The 23,830-nt window shown below is 42.8% G+C and carries 26 protein-coding genes; 13 read left to right on the forward strand and 13 right to left on the reverse strand.

Annotated features, from left to right (window positions below; translation table 11 throughout):
• Positions 1 to 93: 93 nt before the first annotated feature.
• Positions 94 to 1,059, reverse strand: coding sequence for a cysteine synthase A (gene cysK / locus B6N13_RS12635; RefSeq protein WP_169459630.1), 966 nt, complete (start codon positions 1,057 to 1,059; stop codon positions 94 to 96).
• Between the two features lie 264 nt (positions 1,060 to 1,323).
• Here cysK and hrpA point away from each other — a divergent pair, with 264 nt between their 5' ends.
• From hrpA to B6N13_RS23580, 4 genes are all read left to right on the forward strand, one after another.
• Positions 1,324 to 5,199: an ATP-dependent RNA helicase HrpA gene (gene hrpA / locus B6N13_RS12640; protein ID WP_211172857.1), complete on the forward strand. Its 3,876-nt coding sequence runs from the start codon at positions 1,324 to 1,326 to the stop codon at positions 5,197 to 5,199.
• Between the two features lie 65 nt (positions 5,200 to 5,264).
• On the forward strand, positions 5,265 to 6,155 hold the full coding sequence (locus B6N13_RS12645) for a VacJ family lipoprotein (protein ID WP_169459532.1): 891 nt from the start codon (positions 5,265 to 5,267) through the stop codon (positions 6,153 to 6,155).
• A gap of 14 nt (positions 6,156 to 6,169) precedes the next feature.
• Entirely contained in the window at positions 6,170 to 6,934 is a 765-nt protein-coding gene (locus B6N13_RS23575) for a GGDEF domain-containing protein (protein ID WP_282434080.1), read from the forward strand.
• 56 nt (positions 6,935 to 6,990) lie between these two features.
• Complete coding sequence (locus tag B6N13_RS23580) at positions 6,991 to 7,104, forward strand: hypothetical protein (protein WP_348981547.1); 114 nt, start codon at positions 6,991 to 6,993, stop codon at positions 7,102 to 7,104.
• A gap of 91 nt (positions 7,105 to 7,195) precedes the next feature.
• Here B6N13_RS23580 and B6N13_RS12655 read toward each other — a convergent pair whose 3' ends face one another.
• The 6 genes from B6N13_RS12655 to B6N13_RS12680 form a co-directional block, all read right to left on the reverse strand.
• On the reverse strand, positions 7,196 to 8,320 hold the full coding sequence (locus B6N13_RS12655) for a PQQ-dependent sugar dehydrogenase (RefSeq protein ID WP_169459533.1): 1,125 nt from the start codon (positions 8,318 to 8,320) through the stop codon (positions 7,196 to 7,198).
• 208 nt (positions 8,321 to 8,528) lie between these two features.
• Positions 8,529 to 9,059, reverse strand: coding sequence for a sugar O-acetyltransferase (locus B6N13_RS12660; RefSeq protein WP_169459534.1), 531 nt, complete (start codon positions 9,057 to 9,059; stop codon positions 8,529 to 8,531).
• 88 nt (positions 9,060 to 9,147) lie between these two features.
• On the reverse strand, positions 9,148 to 10,098 hold the full coding sequence (tal, locus tag B6N13_RS12665) for a transaldolase (protein WP_169459535.1): 951 nt from the start codon (positions 10,096 to 10,098) through the stop codon (positions 9,148 to 9,150).
• 5 nt (positions 10,099 to 10,103) lie between these two features.
• On the reverse strand, positions 10,104 to 11,129 hold the full coding sequence (gene dusA / locus B6N13_RS12670; RefSeq protein WP_169459536.1) for a tRNA dihydrouridine(20/20a) synthase DusA: 1,026 nt from the start codon (positions 11,127 to 11,129) through the stop codon (positions 10,104 to 10,106).
• Positions 11,130 to 11,421: 292 nt separating this feature from the next.
• Positions 11,422 to 11,928 (reverse strand): type II toxin-antitoxin system YafO family toxin, encoded by a 507-nt coding sequence (locus B6N13_RS12675; protein WP_169459537.1) that lies wholly within the window; start codon positions 11,926 to 11,928, stop codon positions 11,422 to 11,424.
• Positions 11,929 to 11,945: 17 nt separating this feature from the next.
• Entirely contained in the window at positions 11,946 to 12,197 is a 252-nt protein-coding gene (locus tag B6N13_RS12680; RefSeq protein ID WP_048814029.1) for a hypothetical protein, read from the reverse strand.
• 352 nt (positions 12,198 to 12,549) lie between these two features.
• Between B6N13_RS12680 and B6N13_RS12685 the strand changes: the two genes are divergently transcribed.
• Both B6N13_RS12685 and B6N13_RS12690 read left to right on the forward strand, forming a co-directional pair.
• Positions 12,550 to 13,173: a Rha family transcriptional regulator gene (locus tag B6N13_RS12685; protein ID WP_169459538.1), complete on the forward strand. Its 624-nt coding sequence runs from the start codon at positions 12,550 to 12,552 to the stop codon at positions 13,171 to 13,173.
• A gap of 122 nt (positions 13,174 to 13,295) precedes the next feature.
• Entirely contained in the window at positions 13,296 to 13,502 is a 207-nt protein-coding gene (locus B6N13_RS12690) for a hypothetical protein (RefSeq protein WP_169459539.1), read from the forward strand.
• 52 nt (positions 13,503 to 13,554) lie between these two features.
• Here B6N13_RS12690 and B6N13_RS12695 read toward each other — a convergent pair whose 3' ends face one another.
• Together B6N13_RS12695 and B6N13_RS12700 are read right to left on the reverse strand one after the other, a co-directional pair.
• The gene (locus B6N13_RS12695; RefSeq protein WP_169459540.1) at positions 13,555 to 13,971 is read right to left on the reverse strand and encodes a hypothetical protein; all 417 of its coding nucleotides are present in this window, start codon (positions 13,969 to 13,971) and stop codon (positions 13,555 to 13,557) included.
• 12 nt (positions 13,972 to 13,983) lie between these two features.
• Entirely contained in the window at positions 13,984 to 14,769 is a 786-nt protein-coding gene (locus B6N13_RS12700; protein WP_169459541.1) for a hypothetical protein, read from the reverse strand.
• Between the two features lie 160 nt (positions 14,770 to 14,929).
• Here B6N13_RS12700 and B6N13_RS12705 point away from each other — a divergent pair, with 160 nt between their 5' ends.
• The 7 genes from B6N13_RS12705 (at position 14,930) to B6N13_RS12735 (ending at position 21,095) form a co-directional block, all read left to right on the forward strand.
• Positions 14,930 to 15,322, forward strand: a complete 393-nt coding sequence (locus B6N13_RS12705; protein WP_024022801.1) for a phage tail protein — start codon at positions 14,930 to 14,932, stop codon at positions 15,320 to 15,322.
• 77 nt (positions 15,323 to 15,399) lie between these two features.
• On the forward strand, positions 15,400 to 15,516 hold the full coding sequence (locus B6N13_RS23405; protein WP_248280322.1) for a tail protein X: 117 nt from the start codon (positions 15,400 to 15,402) through the stop codon (positions 15,514 to 15,516).
• Positions 15,517 to 15,548: 32 nt separating this feature from the next.
• A complete protein-coding gene (locus tag B6N13_RS12715) occupies positions 15,549 to 16,484 on the forward strand; it encodes a phage late control D family protein (RefSeq protein WP_348981545.1) in 936 nt (311 codons plus the stop codon).
• An 844-nt stretch (positions 16,485 to 17,328) separates the two neighbouring features.
• Complete coding sequence (locus B6N13_RS12720) at positions 17,329 to 19,374, forward strand: hypothetical protein (RefSeq protein WP_169459542.1); 2,046 nt, start codon at positions 17,329 to 17,331, stop codon at positions 19,372 to 19,374.
• A 277-nt stretch (positions 19,375 to 19,651) separates the two neighbouring features.
• The gene (locus tag B6N13_RS12725; RefSeq protein WP_211172858.1) at positions 19,652 to 20,251 is read left to right on the forward strand and encodes an antA/AntB antirepressor family protein; all 600 of its coding nucleotides are present in this window, start codon (positions 19,652 to 19,654) and stop codon (positions 20,249 to 20,251) included.
• Positions 20,252 to 20,520: 269 nt separating this feature from the next.
• The gene (locus B6N13_RS12730) at positions 20,521 to 20,799 is read left to right on the forward strand and encodes a type II toxin-antitoxin system RelE/ParE family toxin (protein WP_169459543.1); all 279 of its coding nucleotides are present in this window, start codon (positions 20,521 to 20,523) and stop codon (positions 20,797 to 20,799) included.
• A complete protein-coding gene (locus B6N13_RS12735) occupies positions 20,799 to 21,095 on the forward strand; it encodes a HigA family addiction module antitoxin (protein WP_169459544.1) in 297 nt (98 codons plus the stop codon). The genes B6N13_RS12730 and B6N13_RS12735 overlap by 1 nt, the downstream gene beginning before the upstream one ends.
• Here the strand turns inward: B6N13_RS12735 and B6N13_RS12740 are convergent.
• From B6N13_RS12740 to B6N13_RS12755, 4 genes are all read right to left on the reverse strand, one after another.
• Complete coding sequence (locus B6N13_RS12740) at positions 21,092 to 21,400, reverse strand: endonuclease (RefSeq protein WP_248280323.1); 309 nt, start codon at positions 21,398 to 21,400, stop codon at positions 21,092 to 21,094. The two genes, B6N13_RS12735 and B6N13_RS12740, sit on opposite strands and share 4 nt — an antisense overlap.
• A gap of 159 nt (positions 21,401 to 21,559) precedes the next feature.
• A complete protein-coding gene (locus tag B6N13_RS12745; protein ID WP_169459545.1) occupies positions 21,560 to 22,117 on the reverse strand; it encodes a DNA-binding protein in 558 nt (185 codons plus the stop codon).
• A gap of 3 nt (positions 22,118 to 22,120) precedes the next feature.
• The gene (locus tag B6N13_RS12750; protein WP_169459546.1) at positions 22,121 to 22,387 is read right to left on the reverse strand and encodes a hypothetical protein; all 267 of its coding nucleotides are present in this window, start codon (positions 22,385 to 22,387) and stop codon (positions 22,121 to 22,123) included.
• A gap of 303 nt (positions 22,388 to 22,690) precedes the next feature.
• Entirely contained in the window at positions 22,691 to 23,830 is a 1,140-nt protein-coding gene (locus tag B6N13_RS12755) for an ABC transporter ATP-binding protein (RefSeq protein ID WP_012070187.1), read from the reverse strand.

Consider the following 23,830-nt stretch of genomic DNA (forward strand, 5'->3'; position numbering starts at 1 on the left):
TAGATACTTTTCTGAGATTATTTAATACAAAAAATCCCCGCTCAGATGTAAATTTGAGCGGGGATTTTTGTTTTTAGAGGGTTTGTTTAGCTCTTACTGAACCAATTCGTTGTCGGTAAATTCACCTTCAAACAAAGCGGTAGACAAGTAACGTTCGCCCGAATCAGGTAATACAACGACGATTTTCTTGTCTTTAAACTCGTCCAGTTGGCTTAAGCGTTCCGCAGCAACGACAGCAGCACCACAAGAGATGCCACACAAAATCCCTTCTTCACGCATTAAGCGTTTTGCCATAGCGATAGCGTCTTCATTAGAGACTTGTTCAACCCGGTCAATGATAGAAAGGTCGAGGTTTTTCGGCACGAAGCCTGCGCCAATGCCCTGGATTTTGTGAGGTGACGGTGTTGGTGTTTCACCGTTGATTGTTTGCGTAATAACAGGCGAGCTGGTTGGTTCTACCGCGACGCTGATAATGGCTTTGCCTTGAGTGTTTTTAATATAACGGCTAACACCTGTGATGGTGCCGCCTGTACCTACGCCTGCGACGAAAACATCGATTTCACCATTGGTGTCTTGCCAAATCTCTGGTCCGGTAGTTTTTTCATGGATTTCAGGGTTAGCTGGGTTTTCGAATTGTTGCAGCAAAACGAAGTTTTCGTCTTGGGCAATTTCTTCTGCTTTCGCAATGGCGCCTTTCATGCCTTTGGCTGGCTCAGTTAACACAATATTAGCGCCCAAGGCTTTCATGACTTGGCGACGCTCAATACTCATACTAGCAGGCATAGTGATGGTAATCGGATAACCACGAGAGGCCGCAACAAAACATAAGGCGATACCTGTGTTACCGCTTGAGGCTTCAACGATGGATTTACCTTTGCTCAGAATGCCTTTCTTTTCTGCATCCCACACCATGTTGGCGCCGATGCGGCATTTTACTGAGAAAGCAGGATTACGAGCTTCGAGCTTTGCCCAAATATTTCCATTCCCGATACGGTTTAAACGTACAAGTGGCGTGTTGCCAATGGTAAGAGAGTTATCTTCAAATACTTGATGAGACATACCATTTCCTTTTTGTTGTTGATCTGTAGTTAGTTGGTGTTTAGATAGTAATGGCAACATCGTATTAGATGTGCCCCGAATGTTGTTCACTATAACCCTTACCTTGGGATTGATGTTAGAATTTACAACTATATCGTTAGAGGTTTTCGTACATCCAATTAGCTTCACTTGACGTACGGTATTAAAACTTCTTATGCAAACGGCGCGTTACTTATAAATTCTACTTTTTCTGCGCCAAGTAAAAAGGATACAAGTTTACTTATCATGCCCACTAATGCCGTAATGACGCGCGATCGTCATCTTATTGATCAAAAACAAGTGCAATTAAGCAAACGTCAAAAAGACGGTTTGCCTTTTGATCGTATGCAAGCTGAGCTGAATGCTCTCATTGAAAAATCAGAAACCCTATATCAAGCTCGTCAGTCTCGCATGCCAAAGGTGACATACGATGAGAGTTTGCCTGTTGCGGCACGTGCCGATGAAATTATCAAGGCAATCCAAGACAACCAAGTAGTGATAATTGCTGGTGAAACCGGTTCAGGTAAAACCACGCAATTGCCTAAGATGTGTTTGCAAGCGGGTCGAGGTATCGCTGGATTAATTGGTCATACGCAACCAAGACGTATTGCCGCCCGCAGTGTGGCTGAACGTATCAGTGATGAGCTGCAAGTAAATCTTGGTGAGCAAGTAGGTTTTCAGGTTCGTTTTAGCGACGAAAGTAATGAAGAAACCCTGATTAAGTTGATGACAGACGGTATTTTGTTGGCTGAAATTCAACAAGATAAACGCCTGTACAAATACGACACCATCATCATAGATGAAGCCCACGAGCGTAGTTTGAACATCGATTTCTTGCTTGGCTATTTGAAGCAAGTCTTGGTAGCTCGACCTGATCTAAAAGTCATTGTTACCTCGGCGACCATAGACGTTGAGCGTTTTTCTGAGCATTTTGACAACGCGCCTATTATCGAAGTGTCTGGTCGAACCTACCCAGTTGAAATCCGTTATCAGCCCTTGCTAAGCAAATCTGACTCTGAAGAATTAGACGAAGACCAGAGTATGGAACAAGGCATCTTAGATGCCGTTGAGCTGCTTATAGCAGAGGAGCGCCAGTCAGGATACCGAGGCGCGGGTGATATATTAGTGTTTTTACCGGGTGAGCGAGAGATTCGAGATACCGCTGAAATTCTTCGTCGTGCCGAATTACGCAGCACGGAAGTCCTGCCTTTGTACGCGCGATTGAGTGCCAGTGAGCAGCAGCGTATTTTTAAATCTCATACTGGCCGTCGTATTGTGTTGTCGACCAACGTTGCTGAAACCTCGTTGACGGTACCGGGCATTCGTTATGTTATTGATCCGGGTTTAGCGCGAATCAGCCGCTACAGTGTTCGTTCTAAAGTTCAGCAATTGCCCATCGAGAAGATCAGCCAAGCCAGTGCGAACCAAAGAGCAGGGCGCTGTGGTCGTGTGGCGGATGGTATTTGTATCCGCTTATATGACGAGGAAGGTTTTAACAATCGGCCTGAGTTCACCGATCCAGAAATTTTCCGTACCAATTTAGCGTCGGTTATTTTGCAAATGGCCAACCTAAAATTGGGCGCGGTTGAAAAATTCCCATTTGTTGAAATGCCAGAGAAACGCATGATCAACGATGGCTATCGTGCCTTAACGGAATTAGGGGCCTTGCACAAAGAGCGCCTAACGCCCATTGGTCGCCAGCTGGCTAAATTACCGATTGATCCCAAGTTAGGACGTATTCTGATTGCCGCCGAACAACATAGTGTGTTGAAAGAGGTCGCTATCATTGTTAGTGCCTTGTCGATTGCGGACCCACGGGAGCGTCCACAAGATAAGAAAACGCAATCCGATCAAGCCCATGCGGTGGACAAAGACGAAGACTCGGATTTCCTTGTCTTTTTGAACTTATGGGAGCGCTTTGAAGAGCAACGCCAAGCCTTGTCACAGAATCAATTGCGCCAATATTGCCGTAAGCAATTTTTGAACTTCATGCGCATGCGTGAATGGCGTGATATTCATCGTCAAATCATGATTGCTTGCAAACAGCTTGGCTTTAAAGAAGTCCAGCATGAAGAACGTCATTACGAAGCGATTCATCGTGCTTTGTTGGCGGGTATGTTCACGCAAGTTGCGAACAAAATGGAAGACAGCAAAGACATGCTTGGCTGTCGTTCCCGTAAGTTGTCGATCTTTCCTGGGTCCATGTTATTCAAAAAACCGCCACAATGGATTATGGCGGCAGAGTTAATTGAAACCAGCAAATTATATGCTCGAGTGACCGCGCGTATTGATCCTGCTTGGATCGAAGAATATGCCGCGCCGTTTGTGAAGCGACAGTACTTTGATCCGCATTTTGAGCGTAATCAAGGCCGCGTTATGGCTAACGAGCAAGTATCACTTTATGGTTTGATAATCGTTGCTAAGCGCCGAATTGATTATGGTCATGTGCATCCAGAAGATGCGCGAGAAATCTTTATTCGCTCAGGGCTGGTGGAAGGTGAACTTCGTACTAAACAGGCGTTTTTCCGTAAAAATAAAGCTCTGATGGAATCGTTAGAGGCCCAAGAAGCTAAGCTGCGCAAACGTGACATTCTGGTTGACGATGAAACTGTGTTTGCCTTCTACAATTCTCGATTACCTGATCATGTTCGCAATCTAAAAAGCTTAGAGCATTTCGTTAAAACTTCGCCTGATGCTTTGTTAATGACTCGTGAGGACTTGATTAATCAAGATGTCAGTGTCGACGATCTTGCCTTTCCTGATTCCTTTGGTTTGAACGGTGTCGCTTTACCGATTGATTATAAATTCGATCCAGGACAAGCTGCCGATGGTGCGACCTTAAAAGTGCCAGTTGGTTTGTTACGTCAACTGAGCTTAGAGGATTTAGGTTGGGCGGTTCCCGGCTTTATCAAAGAGCGCTGCGAAGCGTTATTGCGGGCTTTGCCTAAGGCTTTGCGTCGTCGCTTTGTGCCGATTCCGCAGTTTGTTGATCGTATTTATCCTAACTTGTCGAAAGACAAAGGTGATTTGCTTGAGCAGCTTAGTTTGCAGATTAAGCGCGAAACGCTGATTGATATTCCGCTTAATGAATGGAATGCCGATAAGCTAGATTCTCACTTAACCTTGAACCTAGAAGTGGTGGACGAGCGCGGTAAGGTGCTTGGTGTAGGTAAAAATCTTGCTCAGCTTCAAACTCAGTTTAGCGACCTAGTTGAAGAAAGTTTTGCAAAATTTGGTACCAAACAACATGAGCAAGAAGGTTTAACATCTTGGCCGGAGCAGGGCATTCCTGAGCGTCAGGAGATTAAACAAGCTGGAATTAAGGTCACGGCGTTCCCCGCTTTGGTGGCACAAGGCGATCATGTGTCACTTAAAATGTTTGATGATCAGAACACCGCGCTGGAAACCCATCGAAAAGGGGTGGTCACTTTGCTTAAACTTACATTGAGCAAAGAAATGCGTTATCTACAAAAGAACCTACCGCATCTTAAAGAATCTATGCTAATTTTTTCGCCATTAGGTCAAAAAGAAACCTTATTGGATGATTTGCTCAATGCGGTCTTAGACAAGGTTTTCTTGGATGGGCGTGCTTTGCCCCGCACAAAAGCAGAGTTTGAAAGTTGCCTAGTGAAAAATAAACCGCAATTGGTGAGCGTGGCGAACGATATGGCAGGACAGCTTTATCGCGTATTGTCATCTTATCAAGGTGTGGCAAAAAGGATGAAAGGCAGTATTCCTCTGCCTTGGACACGAATTTACGGTGATATTAAAGTCCAACTAGAGCAGCTTATTTACCCTGGTTTTATTGGTAATACACCCTTGTTTTGGTTAGGGCAATTACCGCGTTATTTTAAAGGTATTGAAGTGCGTTTAGAGCGCTTTCAAAATCATCTGAACAAAGAAAACCAATATGTGTCTGAATTAGAAATCCTTTGGCAAACTTATTTTAGACAGAAAAAAGCCCATGACGAAAAAGCCTTATATGATCCCGAGTTGATCAAATACCGTTGGATGTTAGAGGAATATCGTATTTCTTTGTTTGCTCAGTCGGTTGGCACGTTAGAGCCTATTTCAGAGAAGCGCTTAAATAAGCAATGGCAAGAAGTTAAAAAATTGGTTTGATTTTATAAATAAGGTTTTTTAGTCAGACGCTGGGCGTGAAGTCTAACAAGTTAAGGATAGTGAAAATGTTTAAAGCAATCGGCACTTTACTTTTTGGCTCTTTGTTGTTGCTTGTGCAATCTTGTGCACAGGTGCCAGTAGAAACCAAAGAAGATCCATGGGAGGGCTTTAACCGTTCTATGTTTATCTTTAATGATGCGGTTGATGGTGCCATTTTAAAGCCTGTTGCTGAGGGATATAAGGCTATTACGCCTAACCCCGTACAGAGAGGTGTGAGCAACTTTTTCTCTAACCTTGGAGAAATCGGCAATATAACCAACAATCTATTGCAAGGGAAATGGGATGCAACAGCGTCGTCAACATTCCGCTTTCTGATCAATAGTACCGCTGGCTGGTTGGGTCTTTTTGATGTGGCTAGCGAAATGGGGCTAAAAAAATACGATGAAGACTTTGGCCAAACGCTTGGCTATTGGGGTGTGTCATCTGGCCCTTATTTGGTATTACCATTTCTTGGTCCTTCTACTGTGCGTGATGGTTCAGGTTTGGCCATTAAATATGCGTACCTTGATGAAACAAGCATTCTCGACTTAAATGATGATGAGGAGCTTGGTTTATTAGCCTTAGACGTTGTGGAAACAAGAGCACGTTACCTCAATGCAGAAGGCATGATTGTTGGGGACAGGTACAGCTTTATCCGAGATGTGTATTTACAAAATAGAGCATATGAAGTTTACGATGGAAATCCACCAAAGAAACAAACTATCAAAAATACTGATTCAGCAGACGATAGTTGGGGTGATGAAACTGAAAACGATAGCTGGGGTGATGATTCTGCGAGTGATAGCTGGGGGGATGAAGCTGAAGTCGATAGTTGGGGCGATGACTCTGCCGCAACAACGGATGGCAATATTTCGGTAGAGGGTGATATCACCGCAGACAGTAGTTGGTCCGAATAATCGAATTGATATGAATGAATAAGCGGCTGTCGACATCCCATTGGTTTAATGAAAGCCTTTTTAATGAAGCGCTAGTAAAAGGTTTTTTGCTAGTGATAGGCAGTTCTTGCCTTGTGCTGATAGTGCTTAATGTAATGGCGGCAAAGTATCAAGTCGCATTGGCAGAAGCTATTCTGCTAATGCTGACCATCTGTGTATGGTTTTGCCCTATACAGTGGCGTCATTACAAGTGGGTTGTTTCGCTTTATGTAGCGTTTATCTTTGCCTGTATTTTAATCGGAATCAGCTTTTCTCCTTTGTATTCTGGTCGACAGGTTTGGGTGCTTATTTTCCCCATGACCTCCTATCTTATGTTGGGTAAACGCACAGGCTTTTGGTTGAGTGCTGTTTGCCTTTGTCTGGTTAGCACCATTCTATTTTTGCGCTTTTATGATGATTTTAAAGGCGGGCTAATTAGTATTGTCGTGAACTTGTTTCTAGCCTATGTCTTCTTATGGGGGCTAACTCACGGTGCCGAGCGAGTTCACAAGAAAATGTTATATGCTTTAAAGAAAATAGCTTCCACCGACCCTCTAACAGTGCTTGCCAATCGCCGTAATGTTAGTCAAAACTCGCAATATCAACTTCAGCAAGTTACTGGGATGGGGGATGAATTAGCACTTTTTTTGATGGATCTAGATAATTTCAAAAAAATAAATGATATACATGGACATGAAGTTGGTGACGCGGTGCTGGTGGACTTTGCTGAGCGATTAAGGGCGCATTTTGCTAGTATGTAGATGACTCTCTATTTTATTTTGATGAGCTGGAAATTCATTATACTGTGAGTATTGGCGTGTCTTGTAGTCAGAAAGGGCGTGGTGATTTTAAGCATTTATACAAAATTGCCGACCAGCAGTTATGCAAAGCAAAAAGCCTTGATCGGAATTGTGTTGTTTTAATGAATTAAGAGTTTAGGTGTTTTTGATGAGTTCATTTAATGAATCATTAGACGCTAGTAATAGATTGAGCCCAACATGAAGGAGCATTGTTAATGCTCCTTAGCTTGCTTTCTTGAGACCACTATCTATTGCTAATGTGATCTTTAATAGTTTTCCAGAGTCCGTACCAATGTACAGCACACCCGCTGAATCCTGAGCAATTGAGCGAAGACGTTCATCCAAATGTTCTAGGTAACGAGTTTCAGTTGTCTTGCCATTCTTATCAATTTTGATCTTGTTTAAATGTCTCAAAGCGAGCGCGGTAGAGAGGAAATCCCCGTTCCAGTTCGAAAATAACATGCCTTTGTAGCGCAGTAAGCTGCTTGGCGCGATGGAAGGAATAAACACCTTAATAGGATTATCTATACCATCCTTTTCGATACCATCCCCTACGCTAACAGGTCCCCAATACTCTTTCCCATGGGACACGATTGGCCAGCCGTAATTCGCACCTGGGCGTATTAGATTTATTTCATCTCCGCCTCTTGGGCCATGTTCATTTGACCATAACGTATGGGTATCTGTGTCGTAAAAAAGGCCTTGAGGATTGCGATGTCCGTAACTCCATATCTCATTACGAATGTTGGCATGAGTCACAAAAGGGTTGTCCCTTGGTACACTTCCATCTAAATTTAAACGAATAACGCTGCCCGCATGGTTTGTTAAATCTTGAGCATTCTCACGAACACCACGATCACCAACCGAGAAAAAGACATGCTCTTGGTTATCAAAGGCAATACGTCCACCATAGTGCTTAGTTTCGCTTGTCGCTGAGTCTGTGACCAATAAATCATGCCATTCAGTTAGCTTGTTGTCAGCTAGTTTGGCTCTGGCTAATGTGGTTTTTGCACCATCATCGGTTGGTTTTGAATAAGTGAAATATAACCAACCTTGTTTTTTAAACTGCGGGGATTTTGCCACGTCTAGCAGGCCGCCTTGGCCTCGGTTATCCACTTCTGGAAGTCCTGTAAGGGCCTGCTTTTTACCCGTAGTTAAATCGACTTTATAGGCAGAACCTTTTTTGATTGTGACAATAGCTTCTTGATCATTAATTATGGCAATGCCCCAAGGTATGCCATCAAATTGAGTGATCTGATCAATGTTTAGTGAATCGTCAACGATAGCATCCGAGGCGCTAACATTTAGCGCCATCAGGCCTGCTAAAAATAGAATCCAAGTTTTCATAAAGGCGACCTCTTACCGCGAATTTCAGTGAAGTATATAGAAAATAGTCGCAAGATGAGGGTTTTGGAAGGCATTTCCTTAACAATTGCCGATTGCTTGCCTAGTTGGATAAAGTATTCAGCGAAGCGTTAATTAAGGTCTTAAAGCATGTTTTTTGATGGGATCATGCAAATAGTAGCTACTTAAAGTAACTATCTAAATTGAAGATCTAAAGTGACGATCCGAAGTAGCGTTCGTTTTCAGCAACATGTCGAGTCACCACTGCATTAGCGGCAATAATGGCATTATTGCCAATTTCAATACCGGGTAGGATTTTGGCTCCGCCGCCAATCCAGACTTTATTGCCAATAGTAATAGGACGAGCAAAGCATTCGCCAGAGGCCCGTAAGTCAGCATCCCTAGGATGATCAACCGTATAAAAGTGAACGCCGGGACCGATTAAGACATCGTCACCGATATGAATTTTAGCGCTGTCTAAAAAAATACATTGGAAATTAATGAACACTCGTTCACCAAGATGAATTTGCGAACCATAATCACATTGAAAGCCCGGTTCAATCACCACACTACCAAATTCTGCAAACAAACGCGTAACATGACGAAGATTACCCTTACTTGGGTGCGCATTGAATTTAGCACAGGCAAGACGAGCCGCTTCCCGTCGTAATCTAAGATCAAGGTCGATCCCATTGAAGGATTCACCTTGAACCATCTTTTCAAATTCTGTCTGCTTGTTCATCGATTCACTGTCTAAAAGTATGTAAAAGCCTACAAAAAACGCGACCTAAGTCGCGTTTTTAAAGAGCGCCGAAACGCAGTCGTGCTGATTAAAGCATAGAACGTAGTGTTTCTTCTAGCTTACGCTGATCGGCAGCGAAGTTACGAATGCCTTCAGACAATTTCTCAGTCGCCATCGCATCTTCGTTCATTGCCCAACGGAATGCCGCTTCTGTGATTGCTGCAGGCGCTGCTTTCACGTCTGTAGTTGGCACTAATTTACGCTCAAGTTTGCCTTCGTCTTTTTTCAACTCTTCAAGCAGGTTAGGGCTGATAGTCAAACGGTCACAGCCAGCAAGTTGCTCGATTTCACCGATGTTACGGAAGCTCGCGCCCATTACTACAGTTTGGTAGCCGTGCTGCTTGTAGTAGTTGTAGATTTCAGTCACAGATACAACACCTGGATCAGTCTCAGCTGTGTACTCTTGGCCAGTCGATTTTTTGTACCAATCAAGGATACGACCAACGAATGGAGAAATCAGGTAAACGCCAGCTTCAGCACAGGCTTGCGCTTGAGCAAAAGAGAAAAGCAAAGTCAGGTTACAGTTGATGCCTTCTTTTTCTAGCTCTTCTGCTGCCTTGATGCCTTCCCAGGTAGACGCGGCTTTAATCAACACGCGGTCACGTGATACGCCAGCTTCTTCATATAGTGCAATCAGTTTACGTGCTTTCGCTAGTGTCGCTTCTTTGTCAAAAGACAAACGTGCATCTACTTCTGTAGAAATACGGCCAGGAACGTATTTTAGAATTTCAGTACCAACAATAACGGCAAGTTTGTCACCTGCGTCTAGAACTTGTTGATCTTTATCGTTGCTTTGTGTTTTTGCCCAAGCAACCGCTTGATCTAGGAAAGGGGCATACTCTGGAATTTGTGCAGCTTTAAGCATCAAAGACGGATTTGTTGTCGCATCTTGTGGTAAAAAATCTTTGATTGCCGTGATATCACCGGTGTCGGCCACAATGGTCGTGAACTCTTTTAACTGAGATAACTTATTGCTCATTGCTCTTATCCTTTGCGTTGATGATTTTTGACCAATTCAATGGCCTCTAATAATACATTTACCTGTGCGTCAGCTTTATGACCATTTTCAGACAAGTAGCGACGGAACTGTTTGCCGCCGGCTTCACCCTGAAAAATACCCAAAATGTGTCGGGTTAGGTGCATCAAGCGTTCGCCTTCTTGCAGCTTGCGTTCAACATAAGGAACGAAAGCTTCTAGTGCCTCGTAGCGATCATTAACCAAAGCTTGACCGCCAAATAATACTTCGTCGACTTGGCTTAAAATCCATGGATTATGGTATGCCTCACGGCCAACCATAACGCCATCTACGTGCGCTAACTGTTCTTTGCATTCATCTAATGTTTTTATGCCACCGTTTATAATGATTTCAAGGTCTGGGAAATCTTTCTTTAACTGATGCACATAATGATATTTGAGCGGCGGTACTTCGCGGTTTTCTTTCGGGCTCAAGCCTTCCAAAATTGCATTGCGGGCATGGACAATAAAAGTCGTCACGCCAGTAGTGGCGACATCGCCAACAAAATCTCGTACTACGCTGTAATCTTCCTGATCATCCAAACCAATGCGATGTTTGATCGTCACTGGAATAGAGCAGTTGTCCTGCATGGCGCGCATGGCATCTTTTACCTTATCAGGGTAAGCCATTAAACAGGCACCGATTAAACTATTTTGCACTCTATCGCTTGGGCAACCGACATTAAGATTAACCTCATCAAAGCCAGCTTGCTGCGCCATTTTTGCGCATTTACCCAACGCAACAGCGTCAGATCCACCTAATTGCAGCGCAATAGGGTGCTCACACTCATCATAACGTAAGAATCTTTCAGGATGATTGCCCTGAAGCAGCGCGCCAGTGGTCACCATCTCAGTATAAAGCAAGGTATTCTTGCTCAAAGTTCTCGTAAAAACTCGGTAATCGGACGTAGTCCAATCCATCATCGGGGCAATGGAAAAGCGACGATCAAGCTTATTGCTTGGGTTTACTGGGGTTGCCCCGTTATCTAGTGACATGCTTCTACTATCGAATTAATTCAAAAAAGCGCCGCAACCTAGGGAAATGCCCCCAGCGACTGATGAGTCACATTATGTCATAAAATTACAAGATATCTAAGAGTCTAAGGGAAACATTGAGGTTTAAAAGGTGAAAGTGGCATGAAAGGCAACTGGTCCATCGACAACGCCACCGCACGAGCCGACAGCAAAGTAGGGTATAGGTGTGTTGAGGTGGTTTGGGTTTAATATTTTGGGGATTTAAATGAAAAATAGCTTAATTTTTATCTGATCCCAATAGATTCGATATAAACTAATACTTTTCCCGAAATCTCTTAGCGGCGGCAATCATGTTGCTTTGAATAATCGCATCATTGAGCTTGTCATGAGCTGGTGGGTCTTCAACAGCTAAGATGCAAAAATAATTTTGATTAAATAAACCTCTGCAATAGATTATAAAGCGATCACTAGTGCGAAACTCTTGGGCTTTATTGCGCCAGTTTTTGTGATTTAGTTCAGTGCTGGTAGTAGCTATATGGATATGCCAAATATCTGAATAAACTGCTTCATCAGGCCTATCGTTCGGCTTGTCTTTGCCAAAGTAGGGTATATCAAGTGGGTAAGAGGTTAAGTTATGTTCGGCTATTAGATTTGGTTTTGCTATTTTATTAGCTACCTCACGAACTAGGCGATCTAGCTTGTACGCTTTGAGATCTAACTGAAACTTATTAAGTTGTTCACGGGCTGTATAATAATGCTCTAAAGACGGGTAGTTATCGGGCTCGTTTAGTTCTGGGAACAAAAATACTTTTACTTCCATGTACTTTAATTAAGAAGTTAAACGAAACTCCAATCCTCATCTTTGTAATCCGAATTAGGCTTTTGGCTGTAAGCTTTTATGCTAGCTTCAGCTAAGATACGAACTGACTCATCAGATGGCATATAAGCTCTAGTAGATTCGTTACGCGCAGAAACGCCCCCTGTTATTTCAGGGCTAACTTTTGGTGCTGAACGACGAGAAAGCCCTTTCATACGATGAAATCCTCTTTTTTGTTCAGCTTTAACAAAGTTAAATGTTGTAGCGCTCATAGTCATCACCATTGTGTTAATACATCTACAAGTATCGTATTAATATAATCAAAGTGCAAATTTACCAGAAGGCTAAATTGTGTTCAATTGAAACAATGTGCAAGCAGTAAAGATTGATATTTTCCATCTTGCTTTTCCTGATCTACTATCCGTTTTGAGGCGTCGAAGCCTCTTTGCACAAGTCGGTAAGCCCCAACCCCGTTAGCGTTGGTTTTTCTGTGTCTGCAATTTATGCAGTTGCAAAGGCGCATTATTGCGTTGGGAGGGCGAGGAATAAAATACCCGCAAGGGAAATAACTTCGCCTGGACTTGTGCAGGTTTTGAATCTCCCGACACCCTTCTTCGAAAGAGGGTGAAATTCGAAATAAACACAAGGAGTCCAGACATTGCTACGGACATTATCTCAAGCATTGACGCACCCGTTGTACAAATCATCAATAAACAAATCACCACGACTTCAACTGATCTCGCCAAATGCTTTGGCAAACACCATAGAAACGTTTTACGCAAAATAGAAAGCCTTGAATGCAGTGCAGAATTCAGCGAACGCAATTTTGCGTTGGCTGAATACAAAGATGAACAAGACAAGACTCGCCCTATGTATCGCATCACCCGCGACGGCTTCGTCTTCTTGGCCATGGGCTTCACCGGCACCAAAGCCGCCCAATTCAAAGAAGCCTACATCAACGCCTTCAACCAAATGGAAAAGCAGCTCAACGAGCAAAAACACCTTCCCGCCACCACAGACAACCTAGCCCTAGCGGAAAAGGACAAGTACCAACTGCTCAACAACATCGTCAAATCCATGCAGATACAAAGCGACCCCGTCGTCGTTCCATCAAAAGAACTCATCGACCTAATCCAAGCCGTCCGCATGTACCAACAGCAAATAGCACGACTCCAAACACCAGACTGGGTAAACGACAACATCACCCGCGTCAAAGACTACGCCCAACGCAACTTTGTAGACTTCTAAGCCGCAAGCAACTAAAGCCCCGATGTGGGCTTTAGTTGTTGTTTGGGCTGGTGATAGCCTAAAAAGCGTTCTAGTATGAACGGGTAACTTTTTAAAACATTAATCTATATAAGGAAATTAAAATGAGCGATAAAACATCTAATGCTTATAGCAACTCCACTGGCCTTAAATCAAATAAGGGAGCAACGGCTGCGGCAGTAGATATGATAACTGCTGCATGTGGTGCAGGGGATGACACTGCTAAACAAGAAATTTTGAATTGGGCTGCTGAAGGGGATAACCTTAAAAACCTTCGAGATAAGATTAAAGAAGCGGCGGCAGAAGAGTAAATACTGCTTCTATACTAAGAAGCCCACGATTGTGGGCTTTTTGTTGTCTGATCTAGTTTAGAGACACAAAGCCATCAATGGCTTTACTGAGTTCGATGATTTCTTTGGCAACTCGGAGTTGTTCTTTCGTTTCAGATTCATTCACTGAAATAAGTAATTTGTAATCCGCTTTCGTTCGGGATTTTTTCGCTTGTGCTAGAAGTTGGGCTAAGAGTCTTAGCTGTTCTTTTTGCTCAGGGTTGTAGTTTGTAGCCGCTTCTTTAAAAGTGTTAATGACGGTCTGGTGAACTCCAGACTTTCTAGCTGGCTCAGGAAGCTTTGAAGCAATGGGTTGGCAAGTGTTGTAAGCCGCGTAGTAGGCTTTATGCAGGCTGGTTCTTAAATACTGATTGCTATGTACGCCTGAATTTGTATGTTGATCAAGTGCGTATTCAGAGAAAGAAAGTAGTTCAGTGATCGCCGCATCCATGTGGTGGCTTCCTTAGTAAATGCTGGTGACAAAATGGTCAAAGGCTTTATCTGAAATATCGCTTTTAGCTAATAGCTTTAATAACCCCATGTTCATTGAATGGATCTGATCTGAGCTTAAATCATCCTGAATATGAAATTCAGTCGAAATCCAGTTTTCACCTTCATCATCCTCCATTATGCTGCGCGAAAATTGGTATTCTTTTATGCGGTTAGAGTGAAAAAAATTATTTACAAGAGTGAAATAGTATTCAGACTCTTCTTGGGTAATACCATGTTCTGTAAGATATTCATCGAACCCGATAGTAATTGGTAGGTGAGCATCGATTTTAGAATCTTTAAGTTTAGAATAGGTTTTCATGAGTTTTGCGTCCTCTGAAAATAAACCAATAGCTCTATAAAGCACGCTCAATAACCAAATGATTTTCAAAGAAGGGCTATTGGTTTCTAGGTATGTTTCTAGTGCTTGTATCGCCTTTTTTGTGTGTCCTATTAAGTTTAGCCGACCAGCATAATTAAGATAAACAGCTTGCTCATCAATGTAGTTAAGTGATTGATTGTGGGCACTAGTCATTGCTTTCTCGTTGCCTAATGATGCTTCTAAACACATCATAGCTGCATGGCCAAGCCCTTTAGACAGCTTGCTTAAGTCATCAATCTTGACTCGTATGTCTCGCTCAATACGGGCTTTTTCAAATTCGCCTAAACCACTAAATGGTCCCAATTTAAAATAAAATCGCTCGCATTGAACCATTATATCATCCATGAGGGCGTTTGCTGCTAATTCGGGCTGTGCCATTGTTCTTCCTGAGTTGTTTGTTTTCTAATCATTAATAATAGTCTGATACTAACAAATATGGGCTTGCCCATACTATAGCTAGTTACAAAAAACCTAATTCAAGCCCATCCCTGATGGGCTTTTTCGTTTCTGTCCTTCCATTTTTATCTAAGGAGTATTTATGCGTCAGATGATGTCGCTCGGTGGTTTTGTGTTTTCGCTGAGCGAAGGCACGCCATACGAGGGTTTGCAGCGCACTAGCGACGGCGGTTGGGTCGCGGTGGCGCGTTACGGTCAAAAGCCCATGAGCCAAAACACGGGCCAACAATTGGAAAACATCACCGTCACAGGCACATGGTTTCAAGGTGATGGCATGGCGAATCTCAACGCTTTACGCGCCTTACAAAACCAGCGAGCGCCCTTGGTGCTGGCCGATGGCTACGGCAATAACTTAGGCCAGTGGACCATCAAACGCTTGCAAGAGAAGCAAGACAAGATCATCGACGACGGCACGGCCTTCGTCCTCGCTTTCACCCTAGAGCTAGAAGAGTACGCCAATGACAACCATCCGTAGCCGCGACGGCGACACCATATCCAACATTCTGTGGATCGCCCTAAAACGCAACGACGACCAAGCGGAAGAAGCCTTGTTTGAACTCAACCCCCGGCTTAGAAGCCTACGGGCCAGTGCTTCCCGCTGGCGTTGTTATTGAAATCCCCACCTTGCCAAACAAAGCAGCCGAGACGGTAACCAACCTATGGGACTAGACAATCCATCCAACTACTTGCCAAGAGTGCGCGTGAGCGGAGCAGGCGAGCGCATCATCAATAACCGCCTGACCTCGTGGGAGCGCATCGACGCCGCAGGGACGCAAAGCGACCAACTCACCTTGCACATCGACACCACAGGGCAAACAGGCTTGCCGAAAGAGGGCGCGGTGCTAATGTGGCAAGAAGGCTACGGCGACAACCTCATCGACAAAGGCCAGTTCAAAATCACCCGCATCGTGCCGAAACTGTTTCCGCCCAGCGTCACCATCGTGGCCACCGCCGCACCGTTTCAGGTAGAAGACAAAACCGGCTTTAAAGAGCGCCGCACACGCACCTTCGAAAACGTCAGCCTTGCCGATCTGTTCCGCCAAATCGTCACGCCCCACGGATTCAGCCCACGGGTGGCCAAAGAATTTGAAAGCGTCGTCCTCGAGCACATGGACCAAACCGACGAAACCGACAGCGCCTTCTTAACCCGCATCGCACGGGAACGGGACGCCATCGCCAAACCCGTCAACGAGCTTTACGTCCTCGCCAAACGGGGCCAAGTGAAGACCATCACAGGGCAAACCATGCCCCCCGTCGTCGTGGGCGTACCGAGCCAGAATAAACCAAGCGAAGGCCAATTTATCAACTGCCAACTCGACCGACCCAGCCGAAGCGCCATCACCGGCGTCAAAGCCAACTGGACAAACAACAACACAGGGGAAGAGCACACCGTACACGTCGGCACCGCACCGTATAAAAAACTACGCCAAAGCTACGACAACCCAACCACCGCCCAACAAGCCTGCCAAGACGACCTCATCAAAAGCCAACGCCAAGGCACCATGACTAGGTACGGGCAACCCCAAACTCGTCGCAGAAGGCATCCTCACCCTAAACGACACCTTCCCACCCGAAATGAAAGGCAACTGGTCCATCGACAAAGTCACCGCACGAGGCGACAGCAAAGCAGGGTATAGGTGTACCGTAGTGGCGAGTGAAGTGGTGTAGGTGTTTTTGCAGGTTACAGACCTAGAAAACTGTATTAGATGGGCGTCGTTAGAAATGGGATTTACAAATTTTTATTGAGTAAACAACTAGTATCTTGATGCTGTTGATGATTTTAATATCAAATGGGATTAAATAATTTAGGTGAAAGGTTTTATAGTATCTAAATAGTTGTAACATTAATCTTACGAACTTGATAATTCCACTAGGATCTACTTCACACAATGAATCCAAAATTAACTCAATTAAATTATTTTCCATAAATTACTCCTATTTTTTGGAGGTTATTCTCCTATAGGGTAACTTAGCTATTAGATACGGATAATTTTGAGTAGTAAGTGCAGCCAGTAAGCCTGACAACATACAATTTTAAAAAGTGCTAAGTAGGCATGTTGGCAATCGCTAAGTAAGGTTGGAGGTGAAAGCCAACGCCAAGGCACCAGCGCTACACTCGACGCTCTTATTGACTAGATACGGGCAACCCAACTCGTCGCAGAAGGCATCCTCACCCTAAACGACACCTTCCCACCCGAAATGAAAGGCAACTGGTCCATCGACAAAATCACCGCACGAGGCGACAGCAAAGCAGGGTATCGGTGTTCCGTAGTGGCTAGTGAGGTGGTTTAAGTTCCCGAATATTGGCTCGCTTTGTCTAAAAATAGCGTCTATGCTCATTTTTCTGGTTAAAAATAAAAAAGGTTTTTAGAGTAAATAGATAAGAATTTATAGAATCGAAGTTAAATTCTTTGGATAAGTATATAAACGCAATTACGCATTATTAAGCTGTTAGGCTTTCTGCTTTCCTAAGGTTGAAGAATGGAATCAGTATTAGAGTTTCTAGAGAGTAATGATAGTACATGGTCGATGGATTTTGATCGTTATAATAATTACATAGATGTTGCTGAAGTGTTCGGTTATGAATTTAGATCTCATAAAACAACGAGTGAAGTGCAAAATTACCTACTGGAAAAAATTAAAGAAACTCTATACGGAGATGAGCTTAGTCAGGTAGATTTTGAAAAGGTGCAAGATCATCTAGCGATAAGATATTTTTCATCAGGAGAGCTTGAGTGCAAGAATGTAATTAAATTTATAGGATTTATTAGATTCGTTATTAATCGCTTGGAGTCTTATTCTGCTACCCAAGAATCATGGTGTTTAGCTAGAGACTACCTAGAAGCATACTTATCTATTTCTAATCATATTATTGATGATTATCATTTGGATTGTTATAAAGAAAAGAAATTAATTTCAAAATCCATAATTTTTTTAAATAAGAATGGCTACAATACCAAGATTGAGGCTGGAAAAATTATCGTAAGCGATGAGTCTGAAAAGAGGTTACTATCAGCAATTAGCTATAGATTCAAAAGAATTGGATATCACGCAATATGTTTAACTCTAGAATGTATTTCACAACACTATAATTATGATTCTAAACGCTATTTCTTGCGGCCTGAACCCTCTCATGTTCAGGAGTACAGTGCTGATATACCATGGGGTTACTTGTTTAATGTGAGCTTGGCTAACTTACATAATGTTAAGAAGATCAAAAGACCTGATAAATTATTTCTTGAATGTATTGAGCTATCAAAGCATTATTTTTGTATTAAAAATTTGCAAACATTCAATAAATTCAGTGATGTAAATCATAGGCATGACACTATTTTACCTGCCATACAGAAGCATATTCTTTATGATCAATACTTTTCAATAGACCAAATTAAATCAGAGCACATCATCGACATGATTGAAGGTATGTTTACATCTTCATTAATTGGTTCCCTGAGTCTTAACTTAAAAGTTTATATAGATATATTGCAATGGGTGTCATATAAAGCCAAACATAATGAACCATTAGTGTTTTCAGTAGATGATTTTTTCCATGCCTTGAATTACAAGTATCTTATGAAAGATATTGAAGATGCTTTTTTATTTATGTCATTCCAGATAAATGAAATCAATGCTTCATATTTGAAGCCGGATGACATATCGAAACGAAATTATTTTGAAAAGCCTTTTTTAAAGGTTGATAGTAAATACGTATATGTAAACCCTATTATATGTAATTATGGTTTTTATAACTGCCTATTAGAACTGTGCAAAAGGAATGGAGCAGATGGAAACTTAATAGGTAAAATAGCAGAGGAAATGGTTGAAAAGCTGTTTGAGCGAAGCGGAGTGAAGTTTCACTCAAATAAGGAGTATAAAGTTCCGAAAATTGTATCGAAAGAGCTGTGCATTCAAAGCCAAAAACGTGAATGTGATTTCATTATAGAAACTGATGATGCAATTATAATTATTGAGCTAAAGAGAAAAACTCTTACTTCTGATGCAAGAGCTGGTGATACATTAAAATCAATAATTGACTTGTCACAGTCTTTTCTTCATGCATTGGCTCAAACAGGTTGCCATGAATATATGCTAAGACGAAATGGAAAAATTGAGTTTGATGATGGTTCAATAATAGAATTATTAGGCAGAAAAGTTGAGCGTGTAGCATTATCCCTGTTTGGTTTTTTTGGGATTCAAGATGGTGCTTTTATACACCAAATACTTAACAGTTTAATAAATGCTAAAATTGATAGCGGTAATGTAGAGGAAGATAAAAAAATAAATAAACACCTTACTGAACTTCATAATCAATATCGAACTGATATCTTCGCTAATTTATATTGTGGAGGAGGGAGCCCCTTTTTTAATTGTAGGTTTTTTAGTGTACCGCAACTTATTGAAATGCTATCAAACACCACTAACAATGACCAATTTGAGCTGGAATTAAATCGTACAAGACACCTTACAACTGGTTGTAAAGATTGGTTCAAAGAGTATCAATATTTTCGAAAATTAAAAAACCAATAAGCACCATTGACCCCACTCGCATCTTGATCTAACATTCTCCTTGCACTGGCAAAATCCAGTGCCGGGAATCTCACCCCGTATCTATTTCCACAGCGGCCTAAAACACGCACCGCGTGTTTTTTTGTGGCCGAGATTCGCCTGTTATGGTGGGTCTTTTTTGGGCCAGCTTCGGCTGGGCCGTTCCTGTGGGCGGTAGTGAGATCCTGATTTAGACCCACCACCTTATTGAGCATCTCACCTCAATAAAGTGGTCAAATTGACTCACAGGAGGCCAAACATGGCTATGCAACTGATTCCGCTTCACACTCGCTCTATCAACGAGCAAACTCTTGATACTGTAAACGCCCGTGAACTTCACTCATTCCTAGAAGTAGGCCGTGACTTCAATACTTGGATAAAAGCTCGCATCAATCGATATGGCTTTGAATTGGGTGAAGATTACACCATTATTTCCCAGTCCCCCAAATGGGGGAGCGGGAATCGTGGTGCAACAAAAGAGTATTTTGTCACCCTAGATATGGCAAAAGAACTGGCCATGGTTGAGCTGAATGATAAGGGCAAGCAAGCCCGTCGCTATTTTATGGACTGCGAAAAACAACTCCACGAGCAAAAACACCTTCCCGCCACCACGCCCAACACGGCAACCCTCGAAACCAGCTTCCAAGAAACAGAAAAGTACCAAGTCCTCAACGACATGATTAAATCCCTGAAACTGGAAAGCAACCCCGTCGTCATCCCTTCTAAAGAACTCGTCGACCTAATCCAAGCCGTCCGCATGTACCAAACCCAAATCGCCCAACTCCGCACACCAGACTGGGTAAACGACAACATCACCCGCGTCAAAGAACTCGCCAAACGCAACTTTACGGACTTCTAATTGATAAATCGTTTTTAAGCGGTTGAGTTACCGCCACCTCATTTTTGAGGGGGCGGTCATTGTCATTCTTTATTTGGTTATTTAACGCCCTCAATTTTGAGGTGGTTGGGGAATTGGCAAGCATCTTAGAAACGTTCTACGTAAGATTGAAAGCTTAGATTGCAGTCATGAATTTAACGCGCTCAATTTTGAGGTGATGGCGCATTAAGCCCACTTCACGATGTGGGCTTTGTATTGATTGTTGATGCGCACCACGCTACACTTCTTTTATGATCAAAACATTCAAACACAAAGGCCTTAAGAAATACTTCGAAACAGGAAGCGTTTCCGGTATTCAAGCAAAGCATCAGCGTAAAATACGTATGCAACTTGCTGCCATTGATACCGCCCATGAGATTGATGATATCAATTTACCTGGCTTCAACTTGCACCCTTTGAAGGGCAATCGAGATGGTATTTGGTCTATTACCGTGAACGGGAATTGGCGTATTACTTTCGAGTTTATTGATGGTAATGCTTACATTCTCAACTATGAGGATTATCACTAATGAATATGCACAACCCTCCGCACCCAGGCGAATTTATTTACGATGTTTATCTTGAACCAGCGGGTTTGAGTTGCCGCTTTTTGGCTAAGCAATTGGATGTTGCCTCGTCCACATTAAGTCGTGTGCTGAAAGGGCAGAGCGCTGTCTCGCCTGAAATGGCATTGCGTTTATCTAAAGCGCTTGGCAGAACGCCAGAGAGTTGGTTGGCCATGCAAGATGCCTACGATCTTTGGCAGGCTAAGCAACATCTAAATTTAGCGAATGTTCATCCCGTTAATTTTCAAGCGAATTTTTAGCACTTATTAGCCCATATCGAATCCACAAACTCAGGATGATCGATAAACGGATTACGGTTGCCTTGTAGTTCTTGTACTCTGTCGTTACGGCGTTTTTCAAAGTCGGTAACGGCAAACTCTTCATTCCATTTCACCAGCGTGCAAAGGTCGCCTATGGTTGGTTGGCCGCTTTGCTTTTCGTTACCTTTGACAATGCGTAGGTCTGGCATGTTTTCTGGTGAGGCGTTGTCGCCTATTTCGTAGTGGGTGGCCATGTAGAAGACCATACGGGCGATTTGGCCAGACGTCTTCTCTGTCCCACGCATCGCCTTTGCTTTTGCCTCGGTTTGCCTGGTCAATGTGTCTTACATCGTCTAGATAGAGCATTTAGAGCATTTGTACTAGACCGCATTTGGGCTTGTCATCGGGGCAGGCGGAATCGTTATAAACCAAGGCTTCCCATACGTCGATTTTTACCCAAAAAATTAATGCAGTTCTAAAATTCGTTCAGTTTTTGGGAAAACCCTTGTAATACTTTTAGGTGCAGGTCTTTCAAGCTCACTTATTTCCTTATAAACATTCACTTCTCTAGAAGCAGAAGCAATTTCAAAAAGTGTTTCATCAAAAACATGCTTTTGCGCATGCAGATTACTCCACTTTAAGATTTTTATTAAATGCCAAATTTGAGTTGTTCCTGAATGGACGGGAGCAGGAAAGGTATCTGAAAAGTTTTTAACCATTTTCTGAATGGCTTGGCGGCTCACTTTAAAAATAGATGCAATTCCGCTTACACCTACAAGGTCTGGGCCACATTCTATTAGAGTGGCTTTTGGAATGGCTTTTTGCACATCACTAATCGCAGAAAGGATTGCTTCCATCGCACTTTCGGCCTCTCTAATAAAGTCTAAAGCGATTCGGCCATTTGTACCTAGGCCAATTAAAGCATCATCACATCCAGCTTCCATCAAATTATCTATGTAGGTTTGTGGATTTGCATCAGCATCAGGTAATGCAAATTTCAAAGTGAATTCATACTCTTTCATGGCTTAATTTCCGCTTTCTTTATCTTTATAAATACAGTTATCGACAATCCTAACAATTTGCTTTGCATGATTTTTAGGATTTTTCGGTGTGCTCCAGATACTAGTAATACAGAACTCTCCGCAGCGACAATCTTTTTTATTTTTTGGGCATTTTAACATTCCCCATGCATGAGCACTTTTCCCTGCATCCTTGAATGTCCATTTTTTACTTTCAGCGTAGGCAACTGCTGCTTCAATATCCTTATCAGGGTGTTTCTTCCGTTTGCTCATTAAGTATCCATCAATAAGTTGGAGTTTAGTGCGTGAAATAGAAGGTTGTCAATTGACAACCTGAAAAGTATTAATATTAAATTTCTATTTTAAGTATATCTTCATTATTGCATTTGCTGCCAATATGCCGTTTTCATAAAAAGCGAGAACGACATTTTTTTTGCGTGTGAAAGGATTATAAGGCACGCCATACGAGGGTTTGTAGCGCACTAGCGACGGCGGTTGGGTCGCGGTGGTGCGTTACGGGCAGATAGCGTGTGTGGGGAAAGATCCATCCGTGGATCATGTGATTATAGCGGTGGGTTAGGCGGCATTTTTGTTGATGTCGCTTTGTTCCCATTTGGAATAGAGTGAGCTGTGTTTGCTGTTCCATCGCACTAATACGGTGGAACCTGGTGCTAGATCAGGCTGTTCCGTGGCGATGTTTTTACTGATGATTTTTTCACCAGAAGAGACGGTGACACTGCACGTTAGACTTTCTCCCAGAAAAACCGATTCGTTTACTACGCCTGATATCTGGTTAAATCCCGCCATTAAAGGCTGGTTTTCCGCTTGTTCTGGGGTGAGTATTTGTAGGTTTTCTGGTCGAATCATTAGTACCGCTTTTTGGTTGATCGGTGCTTCATGTTGATCGTCCACTATGATGGTTTGTCTATCAAGTATTGCGGAGTCGCTTCCCGTTACTTCTACTTTTAAGAAGTTTGAATTTCCTAAAAAAGAAGCTACAAAGGCATTAGGTGGTTTGCGGTAGAGGTCTTTGCCTGTACCTAAGCCAACAATTTCGCCTTCTTTAAAAATGGCAATTCGCTCAGACAATCGCATGGCTTCATCTTGGTCGTGTGTTACGTAGACTATGGTGATACCGAGTCGTTTATGAAGCAAGCGAAGTTCATCTTGTAGGTCTTCTCTAAGTTTTTTATCCAAGGCTCCTAAGGGTTCATCCATGAGAAGGATTTCTGGTTCATAAACCAAGGCTCTTGCAATGGCGACTCGTTGTTTTTGACCACCAGATAACATGGAAGGACGACGATCTGCGAAGGCTTCCAGTTGTACAAGTTTGAGTATGTCATCAACTTTTTTGTCGCGTTCTGGTTTTGCGACTTTACGAATATCAAGCGGGAAGCCGATGTTGTCTCGCACTGTCATGTGGGGGAACAATGAATAGTGCTGAAAGACCATGCCAATACCACGTTTGTGGGAGGGAATGTTTATTAGGGAAGAATCATTTAATAAGATTTCACCTGAAGTTGGCGTTTCGAAGCCAGCAATCATCGAAAGGGTTGTGCTTTTGCCCGATCCGCTGGAGCCTAAAAAGGTTAAAAACTCGCCTTTTTTAATCTCTAGGTTAATGTGATCCACCGCCGTAAATTTACCATATTCTTTATTTAATTCTCGTAAACAAACTAGAGGGGATTGGGTCATTGAATGTGTCTGAACGCTCAT

This window comes from Marinomonas sp. UCMA 3892 (genome assembly GCF_012726345.1).
Classification (GTDB): Bacteria; Pseudomonadota; Gammaproteobacteria; order Pseudomonadales; family Marinomonadaceae; genus Marinomonas.

What these genes read in the sequence shown, in the direction of transcription:
- cysK (WP_169459630.1), bottom strand. Translation starts at nt 1,059, where the DNA reads ATGTCTCATCAAGTATTTGAAGATAACTCTCTTACCATTGGCAACACG.
- hrpA (WP_211172857.1), top strand. Translation starts at nt 1,324, where the DNA reads ATGCCCACTAATGCCGTAATGACGCGCGATCGTCATCTTATTGATCAA.
- B6N13_RS12645 (WP_169459532.1), top strand. Translation starts at nt 5,265, where the DNA reads ATGTTTAAAGCAATCGGCACTTTACTTTTTGGCTCTTTGTTGTTGCTT.
- B6N13_RS23575 (WP_282434080.1), top strand. Translation starts at nt 6,170, where the DNA reads ATGAATAAGCGGCTGTCGACATCCCATTGGTTTAATGAAAGCCTTTTT.
- B6N13_RS12655 (WP_169459533.1), bottom strand. Translation starts at nt 8,320, where the DNA reads ATGAAAACTTGGATTCTATTTTTAGCAGGCCTGATGGCGCTAAATGTT.
- B6N13_RS12660 (WP_169459534.1), bottom strand. Translation starts at nt 9,059, where the DNA reads ATGAACAAGCAGACAGAATTTGAAAAGATGGTTCAAGGTGAATCCTTC.
- tal (WP_169459535.1), bottom strand. Translation starts at nt 10,098, where the DNA reads ATGAGCAATAAGTTATCTCAGTTAAAAGAGTTCACGACCATTGTGGCC.
- dusA (WP_169459536.1), bottom strand. Translation starts at nt 11,129, where the DNA reads ATGTCACTAGATAACGGGGCAACCCCAGTAAACCCAAGCAATAAGCTT.
- B6N13_RS12675 (WP_169459537.1), bottom strand. Translation starts at nt 11,928, where the DNA reads ATGGAAGTAAAAGTATTTTTGTTCCCAGAACTAAACGAGCCCGATAAC.
- B6N13_RS12680 (WP_048814029.1), bottom strand. Translation starts at nt 12,197, where the DNA reads ATGAGCGCTACAACATTTAACTTTGTTAAAGCTGAACAAAAAAGAGGA.
- B6N13_RS12690 (WP_169459539.1), top strand. Translation starts at nt 13,296, where the DNA reads ATGAGCGATAAAACATCTAATGCTTATAGCAACTCCACTGGCCTTAAA.
- B6N13_RS12695 (WP_169459540.1), bottom strand. Translation starts at nt 13,971, where the DNA reads ATGGATGCGGCGATCACTGAACTACTTTCTTTCTCTGAATACGCACTT.
- B6N13_RS12700 (WP_169459541.1), bottom strand. Translation starts at nt 14,769, where the DNA reads ATGGCACAGCCCGAATTAGCAGCAAACGCCCTCATGGATGATATAATG.
- B6N13_RS12705 (WP_024022801.1), top strand. Translation starts at nt 14,930, where the DNA reads ATGCGTCAGATGATGTCGCTCGGTGGTTTTGTGTTTTCGCTGAGCGAA.
- B6N13_RS12720 (WP_169459542.1), top strand. Translation starts at nt 17,329, where the DNA reads ATGGAATCAGTATTAGAGTTTCTAGAGAGTAATGATAGTACATGGTCG.
- B6N13_RS12725 (WP_211172858.1), top strand. Translation starts at nt 19,652, where the DNA reads ATGGCTATGCAACTGATTCCGCTTCACACTCGCTCTATCAACGAGCAA.
- B6N13_RS12730 (WP_169459543.1), top strand. Translation starts at nt 20,521, where the DNA reads ATGATCAAAACATTCAAACACAAAGGCCTTAAGAAATACTTCGAAACA.
- B6N13_RS12735 (WP_169459544.1), top strand. Translation starts at nt 20,799, where the DNA reads ATGAATATGCACAACCCTCCGCACCCAGGCGAATTTATTTACGATGTT.
- B6N13_RS12740 (WP_248280323.1), bottom strand. Translation starts at nt 21,400, where the DNA reads ATGCGTGGGACAGAGAAGACGTCTGGCCAAATCGCCCGTATGGTCTTC.
- B6N13_RS12745 (WP_169459545.1), bottom strand. Translation starts at nt 22,117, where the DNA reads ATGAAAGAGTATGAATTCACTTTGAAATTTGCATTACCTGATGCTGAT.
- B6N13_RS12750 (WP_169459546.1), bottom strand. Translation starts at nt 22,387, where the DNA reads ATGAGCAAACGGAAGAAACACCCTGATAAGGATATTGAAGCAGCAGTT.
- B6N13_RS12755 (WP_012070187.1), bottom strand. Translation starts at nt 23,830, where the DNA reads ATGAGCGTTCAGACACATTCAATGACCCAATCCCCTCTAGTTTGTTTA.